Annotated in this window: 15 protein-coding genes; 5 read left to right on the top strand and 10 right to left on the bottom strand. The window is 64.1% G+C overall.

All coding sequences use genetic code 11. The features are described 5' to 3' along the window. Nucleotides 1–147: 147 nt before the first annotated feature. From ilvC to miaA, 5 genes are all read right to left on the bottom strand, one after another. A complete protein-coding gene (gene ilvC, locus WG907_RS15380; protein WP_340234159.1) occupies nt 148–1,167 on the bottom strand; it encodes a ketol-acid reductoisomerase in 1,020 nt (339 codons plus the stop codon). Nucleotides 1,168–1,249: 82 nt separating this feature from the next. Then, nucleotides 1,250–1,765 carry an acetolactate synthase small subunit gene (gene ilvN, locus WG907_RS15375; protein ID WP_340234157.1) on the bottom strand — a complete coding sequence of 172 codons (516 nt, stop codon included), beginning with the start codon at nt 1,763–1,765 and terminating at the stop codon, nt 1,250–1,252. Beyond that, nucleotides 1,765–2,106, bottom strand: a complete 342-nt coding sequence (locus tag WG907_RS15370) for a hypothetical protein (protein WP_340234155.1) — start codon at nt 2,104–2,106, stop codon at nt 1,765–1,767. Before WG907_RS15370 ends, ilvN begins: the two co-directional genes overlap by 1 nt. Next, the gene (locus WG907_RS15365; RefSeq protein ID WP_340234153.1) at nt 2,103–3,854 is read right to left on the bottom strand and encodes an acetolactate synthase 3 large subunit; all 1,752 of its coding nucleotides are present in this window, start codon (nt 3,852–3,854) and stop codon (nt 2,103–2,105) included. Before WG907_RS15365 ends, WG907_RS15370 begins: the two co-directional genes overlap by 4 nt. Before the next feature lie 102 nt (nt 3,855–3,956). Next, on the bottom strand, nt 3,957–4,898 hold the full coding sequence (gene miaA / locus WG907_RS15360; RefSeq protein ID WP_340234151.1) for a tRNA (adenosine(37)-N6)-dimethylallyltransferase MiaA: 942 nt from the start codon (nt 4,896–4,898) through the stop codon (nt 3,957–3,959). On the opposite strand from miaA, the gene serB reads away from it, so the two are divergent. Beyond that, nucleotides 4,897–5,775: a phosphoserine phosphatase SerB gene (gene serB, locus WG907_RS15355; RefSeq protein WP_340234150.1), complete on the top strand. Its 879-nt coding sequence runs from the start codon at nt 4,897–4,899 to the stop codon at nt 5,773–5,775. The genes miaA and serB overlap by 2 nt on opposite strands. Nucleotides 5,776–5,788: 13 nt before the next feature. Here serB and ruvX read toward each other — a convergent pair whose 3' ends face one another. Then, entirely contained in the window at nt 5,789–6,268 is a 480-nt protein-coding gene (gene ruvX, locus WG907_RS15350; protein ID WP_340234149.1) for a Holliday junction resolvase RuvX, read from the bottom strand. Continuing rightward, complete coding sequence (locus WG907_RS15345; RefSeq protein ID WP_340234148.1) at nt 6,265–7,377, bottom strand: DUF3089 domain-containing protein; 1,113 nt, start codon at nt 7,375–7,377, stop codon at nt 6,265–6,267. The genes ruvX and WG907_RS15345 overlap by 4 nt, the downstream gene beginning before the upstream one ends. 140 nt (nt 7,378–7,517) lie before the next feature. Here WG907_RS15345 and gatC point away from each other — a divergent pair, with 140 nt between their 5' ends. From gatC to gatB, 3 genes are all read left to right on the top strand, one after another. Then, a complete protein-coding gene (gene gatC / locus WG907_RS15340) occupies nt 7,518–7,805 on the top strand; it encodes an Asp-tRNA(Asn)/Glu-tRNA(Gln) amidotransferase subunit GatC (protein ID WP_340234147.1) in 288 nt (95 codons plus the stop codon). Beyond that, nucleotides 7,805–9,286 (top strand): Asp-tRNA(Asn)/Glu-tRNA(Gln) amidotransferase subunit GatA, encoded by a 1,482-nt coding sequence (gene gatA / locus WG907_RS15335; protein WP_340234146.1) that lies wholly within the window; start codon nt 7,805–7,807, stop codon nt 9,284–9,286. Before gatC ends, gatA begins: the two co-directional genes overlap by 1 nt. 97 nt (nt 9,287–9,383) lie before the next feature. Next, nucleotides 9,384–10,886 carry an Asp-tRNA(Asn)/Glu-tRNA(Gln) amidotransferase subunit GatB gene (gatB, locus tag WG907_RS15330; protein WP_340234145.1) on the top strand — a complete coding sequence of 501 codons (1,503 nt, stop codon included), beginning with the start codon at nt 9,384–9,386 and terminating at the stop codon, nt 10,884–10,886. A gap of 317 nt (nt 10,887–11,203) precedes the next feature. On the opposite strand, the gene WG907_RS15325 is transcribed toward gatB, so the two are convergent. The 3 genes from WG907_RS15325 to WG907_RS15315 are packed head-to-tail and all read right to left on the bottom strand — an operon-like array spanning nt 11,204 to nt 15,118. Next, on the bottom strand, nt 11,204–13,633 hold the full coding sequence (locus WG907_RS15325) for a TonB-dependent receptor (protein ID WP_340234144.1): 2,430 nt from the start codon (nt 13,631–13,633) through the stop codon (nt 11,204–11,206). Further along, on the bottom strand, nt 13,617–14,546 hold the full coding sequence (locus WG907_RS15320; protein ID WP_340234322.1) for a FecR family protein: 930 nt from the start codon (nt 14,544–14,546) through the stop codon (nt 13,617–13,619). Before WG907_RS15320 ends, WG907_RS15325 begins: the two co-directional genes overlap by 17 nt. Before the next feature lie 59 nt (nt 14,547–14,605). Next, complete coding sequence (locus WG907_RS15315; protein ID WP_340234143.1) at nt 14,606–15,118, bottom strand: RNA polymerase sigma factor; 513 nt, start codon at nt 15,116–15,118, stop codon at nt 14,606–14,608. Between the two features lie 137 nt (nt 15,119–15,255). On the opposite strand from WG907_RS15315, the gene WG907_RS15310 reads away from it, so the two are divergent. Beyond that, complete coding sequence (locus WG907_RS15310; protein WP_340234142.1) at nt 15,256–16,452, top strand: serine hydrolase domain-containing protein; 1,197 nt, start codon at nt 15,256–15,258, stop codon at nt 16,450–16,452. Nucleotides 16,453–16,468 lie beyond the last annotated feature (16 nt).

The following is a 16,468-nucleotide window of genomic DNA, read 5'->3' as shown; positions in this document are numbered from 1 at the left end:
CAGGGGACGCCACCAGAATAGGCGACGTCCCCATGAAGTGCCAGAGCGTAAACGGGAAACGGATCGTTCCCCTCTTACCTTCGCCGAACCGGCGTCGAAATCGCACCGAACCCGGCCTCCGCCGGGGTGACGGCCGGTTCGTGGCCGTCAGTTCTTTTCCTGATCCACCAGCTTGTTGGCGGCGATCCACGGCATCATGGCGCGCAGCTTGGCGCCGGTTTCCTCGATCGGATGGCGTTTGGCCGCGATTCGGCTCGCCTTGAGTTCCGGCTGACCGGCGCGGTTGTCGAGGACGAAATCCTTGACGAAGCGGCCCGACTGGATGTCGGCGAGCACGCGCTTCATCTCCTTCTTGGTCTCTTCGGTGATGATGCGAGGGCCGGTCTTGATGTCGCCATATTCGGCGGTGTTCGAGATCGAATAGCGCATGTTGGCGATGCCGCCTTCATACATCAGGTCGACGATCAGCTTGAGTTCGTGGAGGCATTCGAAATAGGCCATTTCAGGCGCGTAGCCCGCTTCGACCAGGGTTTCGAAGCCGGCCTGGACCAGTGCCGTGGCGCCGCCGCACAGGACGGCCTGCTCGCCGAACAGGTCGGTTTCGCATTCCTCGCGGAAATTGGTTTCGATGATGCCGCTGCGGCCGCCGCCAACGCCCGAGGCGTAGGACAGGGCGATGTCATGCGCGTTGCCGGTCGAATCCTGCGCGATCGCGATCAGGCAGGGGACGCCGCCGCCGCGCTGATATTCGGAACGCACGGTGTGGCCGGGTCCCTTGGGCGCGATCATGATGACGTCGATGTCCTTGCGCGGCTCGATCAGACCGAAATGGACGTTGAGGCCATGGGCGAAGGCGAGCGCCGCGCCGGGCTTCATATTGGCGTGGATGTCATCGGCATAGATGGCGGCCTGATGCTCGTCCGGGGCCAGGATCATGAGCACGTCGGCCCATGCGGCGGCTTCCGCGTTCGGCAGCACCTTAAAGCCTGCACCCTCGGCCTTCTTGGCGCTGGCGGAGCCGGGACGCAGCGCGATGGCGACTTCGGCGACGCCGCTGTCGCGCAGATTCTGGGCATGGGCGTGACCCTGGCTGCCATAGCCGAGAATCGCGACCTTCTTGCCCTTGATCAGGCCGATATCCGCATCATGATCGTAATAAACCTTCATGTGTAATCCCCTTCTCGTCCTCCCATGCGGGAGGCGTTAGACTAAGTGAAATGATGCGTCGTCCGAGCGACGCGATAAAAGCTCAGACCGGATCCTTGCCCCGGATGAGGCCGACGACGCCGGTGCGGCCGACCTCGACCAGGCCGATCTGGCGCATCAGCGACACGAAACTGTCGATCTTGTCGGTCGGCCCGGTGATTTCGAAAATGAAGCTTTCGATCGTGGTGTCGACCACCTTCGCGCGGAACACGTCGGCGAGACGAAGCGCCTCGATCCGGTCCTCGCCGACGCCGGCGACCTTGACCAGCGCCAGTTCGCGTTCGACGAAGGGGCCGCTGTCGGTCAGGTCGATCACCTTGTGAACGGGGATGAGGCGCTCAAGCTGGGCGATGATCTGGTCGATCACCTTGGGCGGGCCGCCCGTGACGATGGTGATGCGGCTGATCGCATGATCGGGGGTGATGTCCGCCACCGTGAGGCTGTCGATATTATAGCCGCGCGCCGTGAAAAGCCCCGCGATGCGCGCCAATATGCCCGCTTCGTTGGACACGGTCAGCGACAGGACGTGCCGCTGGCTGAGTTCTTCCTGAATATGCATCAGTGGCCTGCCCCGTTATCCGTTTCGTCGTGGCGCTGCGAAATCATCGCCGTATAGGCATAGTGCCAGCCGTCATCCTGCCGATGGGCGAGGCGAACCGGAAAGCCGGTGACCGCGTCGAACATGCGCGAGAGATGCTCGCCGACATAGCGCGGCCCGGCCAGCAATGTCGTGATGTGCCGATCGTTGACATCGATGGCGTGGTCGAGATGCACTTCCCATTCCTCATTATCCGGATCGGCATGGTCGATGGTCCAGCCGGTCAGTTCCGCAGAGCCTGCGATCCGTTCGAAATCCCATGGCTCCGACACATGGACGCGGAGCTTCAGATGGTCCGTCACACCAGTGCCTTCGCCTCGTCCGACATGATGCCCGCGATCTGATTGGGATCGAGCAGCATTTCGGTATGGGCCGCGCCAGACGGGATCATCGGGAAGCAGTTGGACAGCTTTGCCACGCGGCAATCGACGATCACGGGGCCGGGCGTATCGATCATCCGGGCGATGCCGTCATCCAGCTCGTCCACATTTTCGATGCGGATGCCGGTCCAGCCATAGGCTTCGGCCAGCTTCACGAAGTCGGGAAGGCTGTCGGAGTAGCTGTTGGAATAGCGGCTTTCATAGGTCAGTTCCTGCCACTGGCGGACCATGCCCATATATTCATTGTTGAGGATGAATATCTTGACCGGCAGGCGATACTGGCTCGCCGTGCCCATTTCCTGGATGTTCATCTGGATCGAGGCATCGCCCGCGACGCAGACGACGAGGCTGTCGGGGTTGCCGACCTGCGCGCCGATGGCGGCCGGGAAGCCATAGCCCATGGTGCCAAGCCCCCCGGACGTCAGCCATTTATTGGGTGCGTCGAAACCGAAATGCTGGGCCGCCCACATCTGATGCTGCCCGACTTCGGTCGTGATGATGACGTCGCTCGCCGAGCGCGACGCCGCGTAAAGCCGGGCGATCGCTTTTTGCGGCATGATTTCGTCGCGGCTCTCGGGGTAGGCGAGGCTCTTTTGTGCGCGCCAGCCGTCGATCCGCGCCCACCATTCGGTCAGGTCGACCCGTTCATGGCCGCGCTGTTTCCACAGGGCGATCATGTCGGTCAGCGCGCTCGCGACATCGGCGACGACCGGCAGGTCGATCTCGACCGTCTTGTTGATCGAGCTGCGGTCGATATCGATGTGGATTTTCCGGCTGTTGGGGCTGAACGCATCGAGCCGCCCGGTCACGCGGTCATCGAAGCGCGCGCCGACGCAGACGATAAGGTCGGCGCGGTTCATCGCGAAATTCGCCTCATACGTGCCGTGCATGCCGAGCATGCCCAGCCATTGCGGCGAGGAGGCAGGAAATGCGCCGAGGCCCATCAGCGTCGAGGTGACGGGTGCGCCGGTCATAGCCGCCAGTTCGCGCAGCAATTCGCTTGCCTGCGGTCCCGAATTTATGACGCCGCCGCCGGTGTAGAAGATCGGCCGCTCCGCCGCCGCCAGCATCTCGACCGCCGTGTCGATCGCGACCGGATCGGCCTTCGTCTGGGGGCGGTAGCTGGGATGCGCGACCGGCTCGGGTGAACCCTGATAAGGCGCGGTCGCAATCTGGACGTTCTTGGGGATGTCGACGACGACCGGCCCGGGGCGACCGGTGGTGGCGATATGGAACGCTTCATGAATGACGCCGGCCAGCTTGCCGGGGTCCTTCACCAGATAATTATGCTTGGAACAGTGGCGCGTGATGCCGACCGTATCGGCTTCCTGAAAAGCGTCGGTGCCGATCAGCTGGGTTGGCACCTGACCCGTGATGACGACCATGGGAATCGAATCCATGAGCGCATCGGTGATCCCGGTAACGGCGTTGGTCGCGCCGGGACCCGAAGTGACCAGCACGACGCCCGGCTTGCCGGTCGAGCGGGCATAGCCCTCCGCCATATGGGTCGCGCCCTGTTCGTGGCGGACCAATATGTGGCGGATTTTCGGATGATTGAACAGCGCGTCGTAGATCGGAAGAACCGCGCCGCCGGGATAGCCGAACACGACCTCGACCCCGAGATCGATCAGGCACTCAACCAATATGTCCGCGCCGCTTTTTTCGGCCACGATAAATCCTTCCGATGATGCAAGCTGCGCCCCATGCGCCAAGCGACGCATGAAGGCAAGATGGTCGCCCCTATTTGATATAAAATGGCTCGTCAACATCAATTATTGTAATATACGAACCAATTCACCCATGATCTCATTATCAATATGTCGCATTTCCCGTGGCCAGGCGGCGGGAGGCTGGCGCGAAAACCATGTGAACTGGCGCTTGGCATATTGGCGTGTAGCGATCCGGCCGCGTTCGAGCATGGTGTCGCGATCGATTTCGCCGCCAAGCCAGGCGCGTATGTCGGGCACGCCGATGGCGCGCATCACCGGCAGGTCAGGATGAAGATCGCGCGCGAGCAGGGCTTCGACCTCTTCCACCGCGCCGCCAGCGATCATCTCGCCGAAACGCCGGTCACAGCGGGTGATCAGCCAGTCGCGCGGGGGCAGGAGGATGAGCGGCGAGAGGGCGATGCGATCGCCGATGCCGCCGGTCTTTACCGCCTGCCACGCGGAAAGCGCCCTACCGGTCGAGCGGACGACTTCCAGCGCGCGGGCGACGCGGGTCGAGTCGGTGGGGGCGAGCCGGGCGGCGGCTGGCGGATCTTCGATGGCGAGCGCCGCATGGGCTTGCGCGACGGGGAGCGCACGGACGGTCGCGCGAATATCGGGGTCGATGTCCGGTACGGGCGCGATGCCGTCGAGCAGCGTGCGGATGTAGAGGCCGGTGCCGCCGGTCAATATCGGTAGCCGTCCGTCGCCATGGGCGCGGTCGATCTCGGCGCGCGCTTCCTCCGCCCAGCGCGCGGCGGTGCAGGCTTGCGCGCCGTCGATATGGCCGAACAGGCGATGGGGCGCGGCGTTCATCTCTTCGACGGTCGGGCGGGCCGACAGGATTTGCAGATCGGCATAGACCTGGCTGGCGTCGGCGTTGATGACCGTGCCGTTGGCGGCTTGCGCGAGCGCGAGCGCAAGGGCGCTCTTGCCGCTGGCGGTCGGCCCGGCAATAAGCGCGACGCGCGGCCGGGAGTCGCTTGGCTGTGGATCAGGAGTGAGCATGTTCGTCGCGACCTTAGTGGCAAGCGCCGCCCTGCGGCAGGGGGATATTGCGCAAGCGGCCGACCGGCTGCGCGAAGCGGGCTGTGCGCCCGAGGGCGAGGCCTGGATCGATCGCGACAAGGCGGCGGATATGTTTTTCACGGCCGACCCGATGGGCGCGCGCGCGGTTTTGTCCGGATTGGGCGATGGCGTCGACGTAATCGTCCAGGCGCTCGCCACGCGCGAAAAGGCGCTGCTGATCGCCGATATGGATTCGACCATGATCACCGTCGAGTGCATCGACGAGCTAGCCGATTATGCCGGGATCAAGGCACAGGTCGCGGAGATCACCGAGCGAGCGATGCGCGGAGAGCTGGATTTTGCCGGCGCGCTGCATGGACGGGTAGCACTGCTCAAGGGGCTGGAGGATGCGGCGATCGACCGCTGCCGCGTTGAACGGGTGAGGATCATGCCCGGCGCGAAGGCGCTGGTCCGCACGATGAAGGCGCGTGGGGCAAGGACGCTGCTGGTGTCGGGCGGCTTTACCCGGTTCACCGGGCCGGTGGCGGACGAAATCGGCTTCGACAGGGCGGTGGCCAATGTGCTGGAGATTGCCGATGGCGCGTTGCTCGGCACTGTCACACTGCCGATCGTGGATGCTGCGCGCAAGCGGGCGGAACTGGAAGCGGCGATCGCGGGCGGGATCGACCGCGCGCTGACCCTGGCGGTCGGCGATGGTGCGAACGACATTCCGATGATCGAGGGGGCGGGACTGGGCGTTGCCTATCACGCCAAGCCGGTCACGCGCGCGGCGGCGGCGGCGGAGATAGTCCATGGCGACCTGTCCGTGCTGCTTTATGCACAAGGGATCGAGCGCGCGCGCTGGGTGGTGGATTGAGGCGAGCGCCCGGTCACATCCCGCCGGCAAGGCCGTCGATCGCACCCTGTAAAATATAGCTCGCGGCCAGCTTGTCGACCAGTTCGCTGCGGCGGGCGCGGCTGGCGTCTGCTTCGATCAGCGTGCGGGTGACGGCCTGGGTCGACCAGCGTTCATCCCATAGCAGGATAGGCAGGCCGAGATCGGCGAGATTCTGGCCAAAGGCGCGGCTGGCCTGGCTGCGTGGACTGCCCCGGCCGTCGAGGTTGAGCGGCAGGCCGATGACGAGGCCCTTGACCTGCTGCTGGGTGATGAAGGCGGTAAGGACAGCCTTGTCCTTGCTGAACCTGCCACGCGCGATGGTGTGGGCGGGGCTGGCGATCGACCATCCGGCGTCGCAGAGCGCGAGCCCGATGGTTTTCGTGCCGACATCCAGCCCAAGCAGGCGGCCGCCCATGGGCAGCGCTTCGCGAAACAAGGCGCGGTCGGTCGTGAGGATCGCGGCGGTCATCATTGGAGGAAAGCGGCAAGCCGCTCTTTGGCGTCGATCCGCACATTACCCCAGAACAGGGCATAGTCGTAGACGTGATAATTATTGCCCGGCAGCGTGTAGGGGCCAAGATCGGGCGGATCGCCGATCATCAGTACGCCGCTGGTGTCGCAGCGCGCCGGCACCGCGCCGGCGATCAGGCGGACGGGTTTGCCATCCTGATGATCCGACAGGGTGCCGCGGTTGGCGCTGGCAGGGGCGGCCCCGTTGAACGCGCCGGTGATCGGGTTGGTGCACAGCATATGCGTGCCCGCGCGCGGCTTGCCGGTCAGCCCGTAGCCTTTTTCGAAGCGCGCGAGGATCGGCGAGGGATCGGCCGGCTCGGCATAGCTTTGCCAGGAGACGATGCAATGGGCCTGGCTGCGACGGGCGCAGGCGGGCAGGCCAAGTGCAGGCAGGTCCGCTTCCACCGACAGCGGGTAACCAACGGCATAGACGGCGGCGACCCGCTTTGCGACCGGAGTCCCGGCGACATGATCCTTCAACAGGTGCATCAGATGGCCCGATCCCTGGCTGTGCCCCGCGAGGATGATGGGGCCGGCAGGATTGGCCTTGAGGAAGGCGGCGAAGGCTGCCTCGACATCCTTATATGCTGCCTCGAGCGCGCGTTCACCCTCCTGCCTGTCTGTCAGGAATGCCCCGAAATTGGCCTGACGATAGCGCGGTGCCCAGATGTCGCCGACCCCGTTGAACGCGCTGGCCTGCGTTCGCGCGAAAGCGCGGGCGGTTTCTCGCGCTTCCTTGTCGGCGAACGGCATGTTCCAGTGCGCCTTGCCGAATGTGATGTACGACGTCGGGTGGATGAAGAAGACGGCCGCTTTTTGCGGAACCAGTCCATCCTTGAAGCCATCGGGGAGCCAGAGTGCGGGATTATCCTTGCGCCGGTCGGGCCGCGCGATCCACATGTCCGGGCTGTCATAGGCGTTGGCTGGCAGCGCCGCGATCGGCTCGAAGGATGAGCGCGGCACCATCACGAAACGGATGAGTTGCTGGCCCCAGATGCGGTAGACCAGCAGCGCCGCGATCACCAGCACGATGAGGGCCGCAATGGCGTAGAGAAATTTGCGGGCCAACAGGGCACTCCGGATGCAGCGGGGGAGCGCCCCGCTTTCGTGCCAATCTGTCTGGCGCAACCGCCGGGCCTGCGCAAGGGACAGCCGAAAATGTGGGCGAAGGCTTGAAGCAAGCGGGAGCGGATGCTAGCGCGCGGGCCATGTCGATAGACCTCAAAACCGTCAAGAAGATCGCCAGCCTCTCGCGCATTTCTGTGAGCGATGCCGAAGCCGAGGCGATGGTGCCCGAATTCAACAACATCCTTGGCTGGGTGGAGCAATTGGGTGAGGTGGACGTCAGCGGCGTCGAGCCGATGACCGCCGTCATCCCCAACCATCTGCGCCTGCGCGACGATGTCGTCACCGACGGCAATGTGCGCGACAAGGTGCTGGCCAATGCGCCTCAGGCCGAACATGGCTTTTTCGCGGTGCCCAAGGTGATCGAGTGATGAGCAATCTGACTGATTTGACGGTTGCGGAGATCCGCGACGGTTTTCGCGCCGGCGATTTTTCCGCGCGCGAGGTGGCGCAGGCGTTCAACGCCAATGTCGCGGCGGCCAGGTCGCTCAACGCCTTCATCGTCGAGACGCCCGAAAAGGCGTTGCTGGCCGCCGACACCGCCGACGCGGCACGCGCGTCCGGCGACCTCAAGCCGCTGTCGGGCGTGCCGATCGGCATGAAGGACCTGTTTTGTACCGAGGGTGTGCAGACGACGGCCGCGTCGCACATGCTGGAAGGCTTCGTGCCTGCTTATGAATCGACCGTTTCGGGCAAGCTGTGGGCGGCTGGCGCGGGGATGCTGGGCAAGCTCAATCTCGACCAATTCGCCATGGGGTCGTCCAACGAGACGAGCTATTATGGCAATGTGATTTCGCCCTGGCGTCGTGGCGGCGGCGACAATGCCGCGCTGGCCCCAGGCGGATCTTCGGGCGGATCGTCGTCGGCGATCGCGGCGCGGCTGTGCCCGGCGGCGACCGGCACCGATACCGGCGGATCGATCCGTCAGCCTGCCGCCTTTACCGGTATTTCGGGGATCAAGCCGACCTATGGCCGCTGTTCGCGCTGGGGCATCGTGGCGTTCGCATCCTCACTCGATCAGGCCGGGCCGATGGCGCGCACGGTGCGCGACAATGCGATCCTGCTGGAGGCTATGGCAGGGTTCGATCCCAAGGATGCAACCAGCCTCGATCTGCCGGTGCCGCAGTGGGAAGCGGGATTGTCCGGCGACCTGCGGGGCAAGACGGTCGGCATTCCCAGGGAATATCGCCCGGACGGCCTGAACGCGGAGATCGCGGCACTGTGGGAGCAGGGCATAGAATGGCTGAAGGATGCGGGCGCGCAGGTGGTGGAGGTGTCGTTGCCGCACACCAAATATGCGCTGCCGACCTATTATATCATCGCGCCGGCCGAGGCTTCATCGAACCTCGCGCGCTATGACGGCGTGCGCTACGGCCAACGCGACCTGCCCGATGGGGCGGGATTGCAGGACATGTATGCCGCGACCCGCGCCGCCGGCTTCGGGCCGGAGGTCAAGCGCCGCATCATGATCGGCACCTATGTGCTGAGCGCCGGCTTCTACGACGCCTATTATACGCAGGCGCAGAAGGTGCGGACGCTGATCGCGCGCGATTTCGAAAGGGCGTTCGAGTCTTGCGACCTGCTGGTGACGCCGACCGCGCCCAGCGCCTCGTTCGCGCTTGGGGAAAAGCAGGACGATCCGCTCGCCATGTATCTGAACGATGTCTTCACGGTGCCGGCGAGCCTTGCGGGATTGCCCGCCATGTCGGTGCCGGGCGGACTGGATTCGGGCGGGTTGCCGCTGGGGCTCCAGATCATCGGCAAGCCGCTCGACGAGCAGGGCGTGCTGAACGCGGGGCTGGCGATCGAGGAGCGTGCGGGCTTTACGGCACGGCCGGACAAGTGGTGGTAAAATTGATCGTGCTCCTGCGAAAGCAGGAGTCCAGGGCCGGAAGGCTCTGCACTCACCCTGGGTTCCTGCGTTCGCAGGAACACATGAGGATATTAATATGACTGAGTCAACCTATCGCATCCAGGGCGCAACCGGTGAGTGGGAGGTCGTGATCGGCCTGGAGGTCCATGCGCAGATCACCACTAACGCCAAGCTGTTTTCCGGCGCTGCGACAGCGTTCGGGGCGGAGCCCAATACCCAGGTGAGCCTTGTCGACGCCGCGATGCCGGGCATGCTGCCGGTGCCCAATCGCGAATGCATCCGTCAGGCGGTACGCACCGGCATGGCGATCAATGCGCAGATCAACAAATGGTCACGGTTCGACCGCAAAAATTATTTCTACGCCGATTTGCCACAGGGCTATCAGATCAGTCAGCTTTACCATCCGATCGTCGGCGAGGGGCAGATCGAGATCAGCCTCGACGAGAAGAATCCCGACGCGCAGGTCAAGACGATCGGGGTCGAGCGCATCCATGTCGAGCAGGACGCGGGCAAGCTGATGCACGACCAGCACCCTACGCGCTCTTATGTCGATCTCAATCGGTCTGGCGTGGCGCTGATGGAAATCGTGTCGCGGCCGGACATCCGATCTCCTGCCGAAGCAGGGGCTTATCTGTCGAAGCTGCGAACGATCCTGCGTTATGTCGGGTCGTGCGACGGCAATATGGATCAGGGATCGATGCGGGCGGACGTCAATGTCTCGGTCAGGCGGCCCGGGGGGGAACTGGGCACGCGGACCGAGACGAAGAACGTCAATTCGGTGCGGTTCGTGATGGCTGTCGTGGAGCGCGAAGCGAGCCGGCAGGTCGACGTGATCGAGGCGGGCGGCAGGATCGTGCAGGAAACGCGGCTGTACGATCCCGACAAGAATGAGACGCGGTCGATGCGGTCGAAAGAGGATGCGCACGACTATCGCTATTTCCCCGATCCCGATCTGCTGCCGGTCGAACTGGACGACGCCTTTCTCGCTGAGTGCCGCGCGTCCCTGCCCGAACTGCCGGACGCCAAGCGCAAGCGCTACGAAGGATCGCTGGGCCTCAGCCCCTATAATGCCGCGACACTGACTGCCGATGCCGACACGGCTCGCTGGTTCGAAGTCCTTGTGACCGAAGGCGCAACTGCGCAGAAAAAGAGCGATAGCGATGTCGCCAAGGCAGCGGCGAACTGGCTGTTGTCGGACCTGTTCGGGGCGCTCAATCGACTTGGCAAGAATCTTGAAGAGAGTCCGGTAAGTCCTTCGCAGGCCGCTGAATTGCTGGCGCTCGTCGCGGACGGGACCTTGTCGGGCACTTTGGCCAAGCAGGTGTTCGAGATCATGCTCGAAACCGGCGAGAGCGCCGGTAAAATCGTGGAGGAAAAGGGCCTCAAGCAAACATCCGACACCGGCGCGATCGAAGCGGCGGTGGCGAAGGTGCTGGCGGATAATGGCGACAAGGTCGCCCAATATAAGGGTGGCAAGGAGGCGCTGTTCGGCTTTTTCGTCGGACAGACGATGAAGGCGATGGCCGGGAAGGCCAACCCCAAGGTCGTGAATGATCTCGTGAAGGCGGCGCTCGGCTGAGGCGGGCAGGGCATCCGATGGAGCTTGTGGAGGCCATATAGGTTTTCGGCATTCTGGACCTCAGCCTGCGCCGGGGAACAAGGGATACCGATGTCATCGGGCTTCGGGCATTTCGCCGGCCGTGAAAGGAGCGCCGCCGTGGGTGACGGCGACGCCCCTCCCGATTGCCATGACGCTCCGGAGGGGGGAACGCATGTCATGGCGCGACTGGCGGACCACAGGGTCTGGGGAAAGGCCGCCAGTTCAATGTCAGGACGTCGCGCCTGGAAGCGTTCCGTCCCGGAAATCGACATTTAAACGCACCCGGACGATGATTTTCAAAAGGCGAGGCCGAGCCCCAGGCGGATAGTGCGCGGACGCAACGGCGTGTAGTAATCGGCGCGCAGGTCGAACGGCGTCCCCAAGGAAAAGCGATTGCCATTGCTGTCGAGGATGTTGTTCACGGACAAGGCGAGTTCGATCGGGCCGCGCGCCACGCTGGCCGAAAGACTGGTGTCGACATAGTCGCCCTGGGTCCGCCCCAATATCGGGCCGACGCCTAGCCGCGACTTGCCGACATAGCGGGCCGAACCCGAAATCCGTAATGCCAGGGCATTGCTCAACATCATGCGATAGTCGGCAGCCAGCCGCGCGCCCAGATTGGCGACATTGGGCAGTGTGAGCGATTTGCCGTCATAGTCCAGCATCGCCAGAAATTGCGCCGGCTCGCTCAGGCGGCTGTCGTTGAAGATCAGGCTGCCGTCCAGCGTCAGCGCCTCGATCGGCCGCACCACGATCCGCCCTTCAAGCGTGTAAATGCGGCCGTTGCCGATATTGTCGGTCGATGGCAGGCCGATGCGATCGGTCACGTCGGCCTGAATATCGCGCCAGTCTGTGAAAGCGACATTGGCGCTGAGCGCCACGGGGTCGCGGCCGGGCATCCCCTTGCGCACCCCGAATTCCAGGGTGGAAATTCGATCATTGCGGAAACGCTGGATATGCTGATCGTCCATGGCGAGGCCACCAGGGCGAAACCCCCGCTGAAATCGCGCATAAAGGGTAAGGCCGGGCAGGGCGTCGCTCAGCAGCGAAAAGGACGGCAGGAAAATCGTTTCCTTGCGGCGCGCCTGGGCTTCGGCGCTGGCAATTGCGGCAAAGGATAGCGCGGCGATGGGATCGTTCGCGGCCCCGCTCAGCCGGCTGTTCGTAAACCGCCCCCCGACCGTCGCGATGAGGCCCTTGAAGGGTTCGAAGGAGGCCTCGCCGAACAGGGTGGCTTCCCTGATCTCGTTGCGGACGCCCGTGGTGATGGCGGGCTGTCCCCGGCCGTAGGTGATTACGCCGGGAATGACCTGCCGTTCGGATTGCCCTGCGCCATAGGAGGTGAGGGAGCGGCGGATGTCCGACGAACTGTCGAGATAGGAAGCGCCGACGATCCAGCCGAGCCCGTTTTCCAGATCGCGCACCAGCCGGTTTTCGGTCGAGAAGATGCCGACCCGGTTCCGCTGGCGGAAAAGCGAGGGCGGTCCGTCCGGCTGAGTCGCGTCATAGCTTTCGGACAGGGTTTGCCGCACGATGCCGGTCGACGAGACGAAACGCAGATCGTCCCATTGCCGCTCAACGCGGACATTGGCGAGGGCGTAATTGGACGCATAGGGCTGAGCCACGCTGGAGGCACGTTCGAGAACGCCGACGCTGCGGCTCGCATATTGCGCGTCGTCGCCCCTGATCCGTTGATAAAGACCGCTGACATCGATCGTCCAGTTTTCGTCGGGCGCGAAACGGAGCGCAGCCCGGCCACCGAAAATACGGGTTCGGTTGATGTCCTTCCGGTGGCGCAGCACATCATCGATATAGCCGCCATCCTGAACGCCATAGCCGACCGCGCGCAGCGCGACCTTTTCCGCCACGATCGGCAGGTTGAACGTCGCCGACAGGTCGCCGCCCGGTTCGCCATGCTGTGTGGCCGACGCGCCGACGGACATCTGGCCGGCGGTCTCACCCAGATTGGGCGGATTGGGGATGATGCGGATGATGCCGCCCAGCGACCCCGCGCCATAAAGCGTCCCCTGCGGCCCCTCCAGCACTTCGACACCGCCGATGTCGTAGAGCCGCAGGTCGGGATCGGGCGCGGCATAGTTGAGGCGCATGTCGCCCAGATACTGGCCGGTCGTTGCCTGCGTTGGCCCTGCCACGCCCGAATCCGCGATCCCCCGGATGAACAGCTTGTTGCGGCCCGGCCCGGCATGGGTCGAACTGAGACTGGAGATGCGCGCCAGCAGCGTCTGGGTGCCGGCGGCGGATTCCTGAGCCGTGAGCATGCCGTCACCAAGTGTTTCGATCATGCCGGCATAGCGCGGAAGGGGAAGATTACGCTTGGACGCGGTAACGATCAACTCGGCGGGTATGTCTTCCACAGCGGCGATGGGGGGGCGGCCCGGGCGTTGAACCAGCGCGCGTGCGGTCCCGGCCCGCTCGATCCGCCAGGTGCGCGCGTCGATCTTTCTGGCTTTCGCTTGCAGCCCGTGCAGCAAGCGCCGCAGAGCCGTGTCGATACTCATGTGCCCTTGCAAGCCCGGCGTTCGCTGCCCGGCGAGCGACTGGTCCGACATGCCGATGCTGGCGCCCGTCTGACGGCCAAGCGCTATCGTCGCCTCGCCCAGCCGGCCGGGGGCGATGCTGATCTCCTGCCTGTCCGCCGCTTGTGCGGGCGGTGCAGCCGCCAGGGAGAGAGCGGTGAGGAAGAAGGCGTCAGCGGCGCGGGCCATCCTCCTCCTTCAGTAGCCATCCGTCGCCTTGCCGGACGGCTGCAAGGCCCATCAAGGGTGCGGCGGCGGCGAAAAATTGTGCTGGATCGCGTTGCAGCCGGATGGTGCCCGTGAAATGCATGGCCCGCGCACCGGGCGTCATGGCCAGCGCAATACCGAGCGACCGGGCAATGTCGGGAGCAATCTCACCAAGGGCCGCATTTTCGTAGACGAGCCGCCCCTGACGCCAGCTCGCGACAGCGTCACGCGCGACGGTCATGAGGCGAACCCCGGCCGCATCGTCGGCGAGCGCGCGACCGGCGGTCAGGGCAATCGCCTCTGCCTTGGGATTATAGATGACCTTGCCTTCGGACACGCCGATCCGGGTCGAGCCGCCGCTGCGGACGATGTTGAATATGGTGCCGGCGTCCTCGAACAGCGCGTCGCCCACGGTCACGCGGAACGGGTCCTTCGCATCGTGGCGCACGGTAAACGCCGCTTCGCCGCCGTCCAGCGTGGCGAAGCGGGGATTGAGCCGGTCGAGGCGCAGACGGGTGTCGCCGTTCAGTTCGATTCGCGTGCCATCACCAAGTGCGATCAGGCGGGTTTCGCCCGGGCGCGTGCTGATGGTGTAAATGTCGGTGCTATTGATGAGGCTCAGACTGATTGCGCCGACCGCCGCCGCCGCGATCGCGCCGCCGGCGATCCAGCGCCACGGGTGACGGGGGCGATAGCCCGGATCATTTGCCGGATGCGGGACCATCGCCAGCTCCGCTGGAATGATCGGAGCCAGAGCTTCATCCGCCGCCATCAGCGCGTCATAGGCGGCCGCATGCGCGGTATCGCGCTCCAGCCACAGCATGAAAGCGTCCCAATCGACGAAGTGGGGATCGCGCGAGCGGATCACCCAGCCGAGCGCCTCCTCATGGATCATGGCATCAGCCCCGCTCATATATCTTACCCCCCCACGTAAGCGAGACGCCCCCGTCCGCATTATTCCGTATCGAGTTTTTGCTTCAGCAGCAGCATGGCACGATACGCCTTTTGCAAATCCTTCTCCACCGTGGTGAGGCTGACGCCCAGATCCTGCGCGATCACGCGCTGGCCGACCCCTTCGATGCGGAATCTGCGGAATATTATTTCCACGCGCGGGCCAAGCGCGCGCAGCACGCCACGCGCTTCGTCGAGCCGCTGTTTCAGGATCATCTGCTCATCGATGGCAACTTGTTCGGATGGATCGGCCATCACGCCGCCGACACCATCCGCCCAATCCTGCTCGCGCCGGTCGCGGCGGATGGCGGAGCGATAGCGGTCAAGCATCAGATTATTGGCCATGCGATAGAGATAGGGGAGGGGATCCAGGACCGGCCCGATATCCCTGGTCTCCAGCTTCATCCAGATATCCTGGAGCAGATCTTCCGCATCTTCCGCAGCGCCACGCGCCCGCAAAAAACGCAGCAGCGCCGGCCGGTTTTCGAGAAAGATCGCAGAAAGGCCGCTGGCCATGCCCGTCGAGTCCAGTGCTAGGCAGTGAGGCGCGTTGCCATAAAGCGTCGGGCAGGGCTTTGGCAATCGCCAACGACGGCATTTACCTTGGCCCTACTGTCGGTTAGCCCGGCGCGATGACGCAAGCGGGAGCATCCATGACAGAAACCCTGATGGAGGCGACCGGCGTCCGTGCTGCGGGCATGGACCCCGTGCGGCTCGCGGGGCTCGCGGCTCATCTTGAATCCTATGTCGAGAACGGCAAGCTGCCGCATATGCAGTTGCTCGTTTCTCGCGACGAAACGCCACTGCTCGCCACGCGCGCCGGGGTCGCGCGGGCGGACGGGACGCCGTTGGGCGCGGATGCGTTATTCCGCATCGCGTCGATGACCAAGCCGGTGACCAGCGTCGCCTTCCTGCAACTGGTTGAGCAGGGGTTGGTGTCGCTGGACGATATGGTGACCGACGTCATCCCCGAATTCGCCCGGCTGCGGGTCGGGTCATGGGGCTGGCGACGCCCAAGGCGACCGATGCGGATGATCGATCTGCTGCGCCACACGTCCGGGCTGACCTACGGCCTTCAGAACCGGACGAAGATCGACGCGCGCTATCGCCAGTTGGGACTGGACGAGTTTCAGCAAAATCGCTCGCCGGATGAGTTCATCGCGGCGCTTACGGGAATATCCCTTGAATTCTCGCCGGGAGACCGCTGGAATTATTCGGTAGCCACGGACGTATTGGGTGTCGTGATCGAGCGACTGACCGGACAGAATCTCGAAAGCCTGTTTCGCTCCCGCATTTTCGAGCCACTGGCGATGCCGGACAGCTTTTTTGCGGTGCCCGCTGAAAAGGCGAGCCGGCTCACCGATGCATGGAAGCTGGGTATGGATGGGCGATTGTCCGTCGTCGACCTTGGCGCGCGAAGCGCCTGGCGGCGGCAAGGCCGATTTCTTTCGGGCGGAGGCGGCCTAGTGTCGTCAACGGCCGATTATCACAGGTTCGCGCGCATGCTGCTGCGCGGGGGCGAACTGGATGGCGCGCGTCTGTTAAAGCCCGAAACCGTTGCGATGATGTGCCGCAACCATTTGCCCGGCGGCAGCGACCTCGCGAGCCTTTCGCGATCGCTGTTCAGCGAGGCCGATTATGCGGGAACGGGCTTTGGCCTTGGCGTCGCGGTCGACCTTAAAAGCCGCGAATATTATTGGGGCGGGGTGTTTTCGACTTTTTTCGTGATCGATCCGGTCGAGAAGCTCATTGCTATTTTCATGACGCAGCATCTGCCCTCCAACACGTATCCGCTGCGCACCGAGTTACGTGCCGCCTTGCGGAGTGCGATCACCGTGAGGCGGGGGTAAACCGCCCTGTCAAAGC

Origin of the sequence: Sphingobium fluminis (assembly GCF_037723805.1) — a bacterium.
Taxonomy (GTDB): Bacteria; Pseudomonadota; Alphaproteobacteria; order Sphingomonadales; family Sphingomonadaceae; genus Sphingobium.
This window is presented reverse-complemented; position numbering and strand designations above follow the sequence as displayed.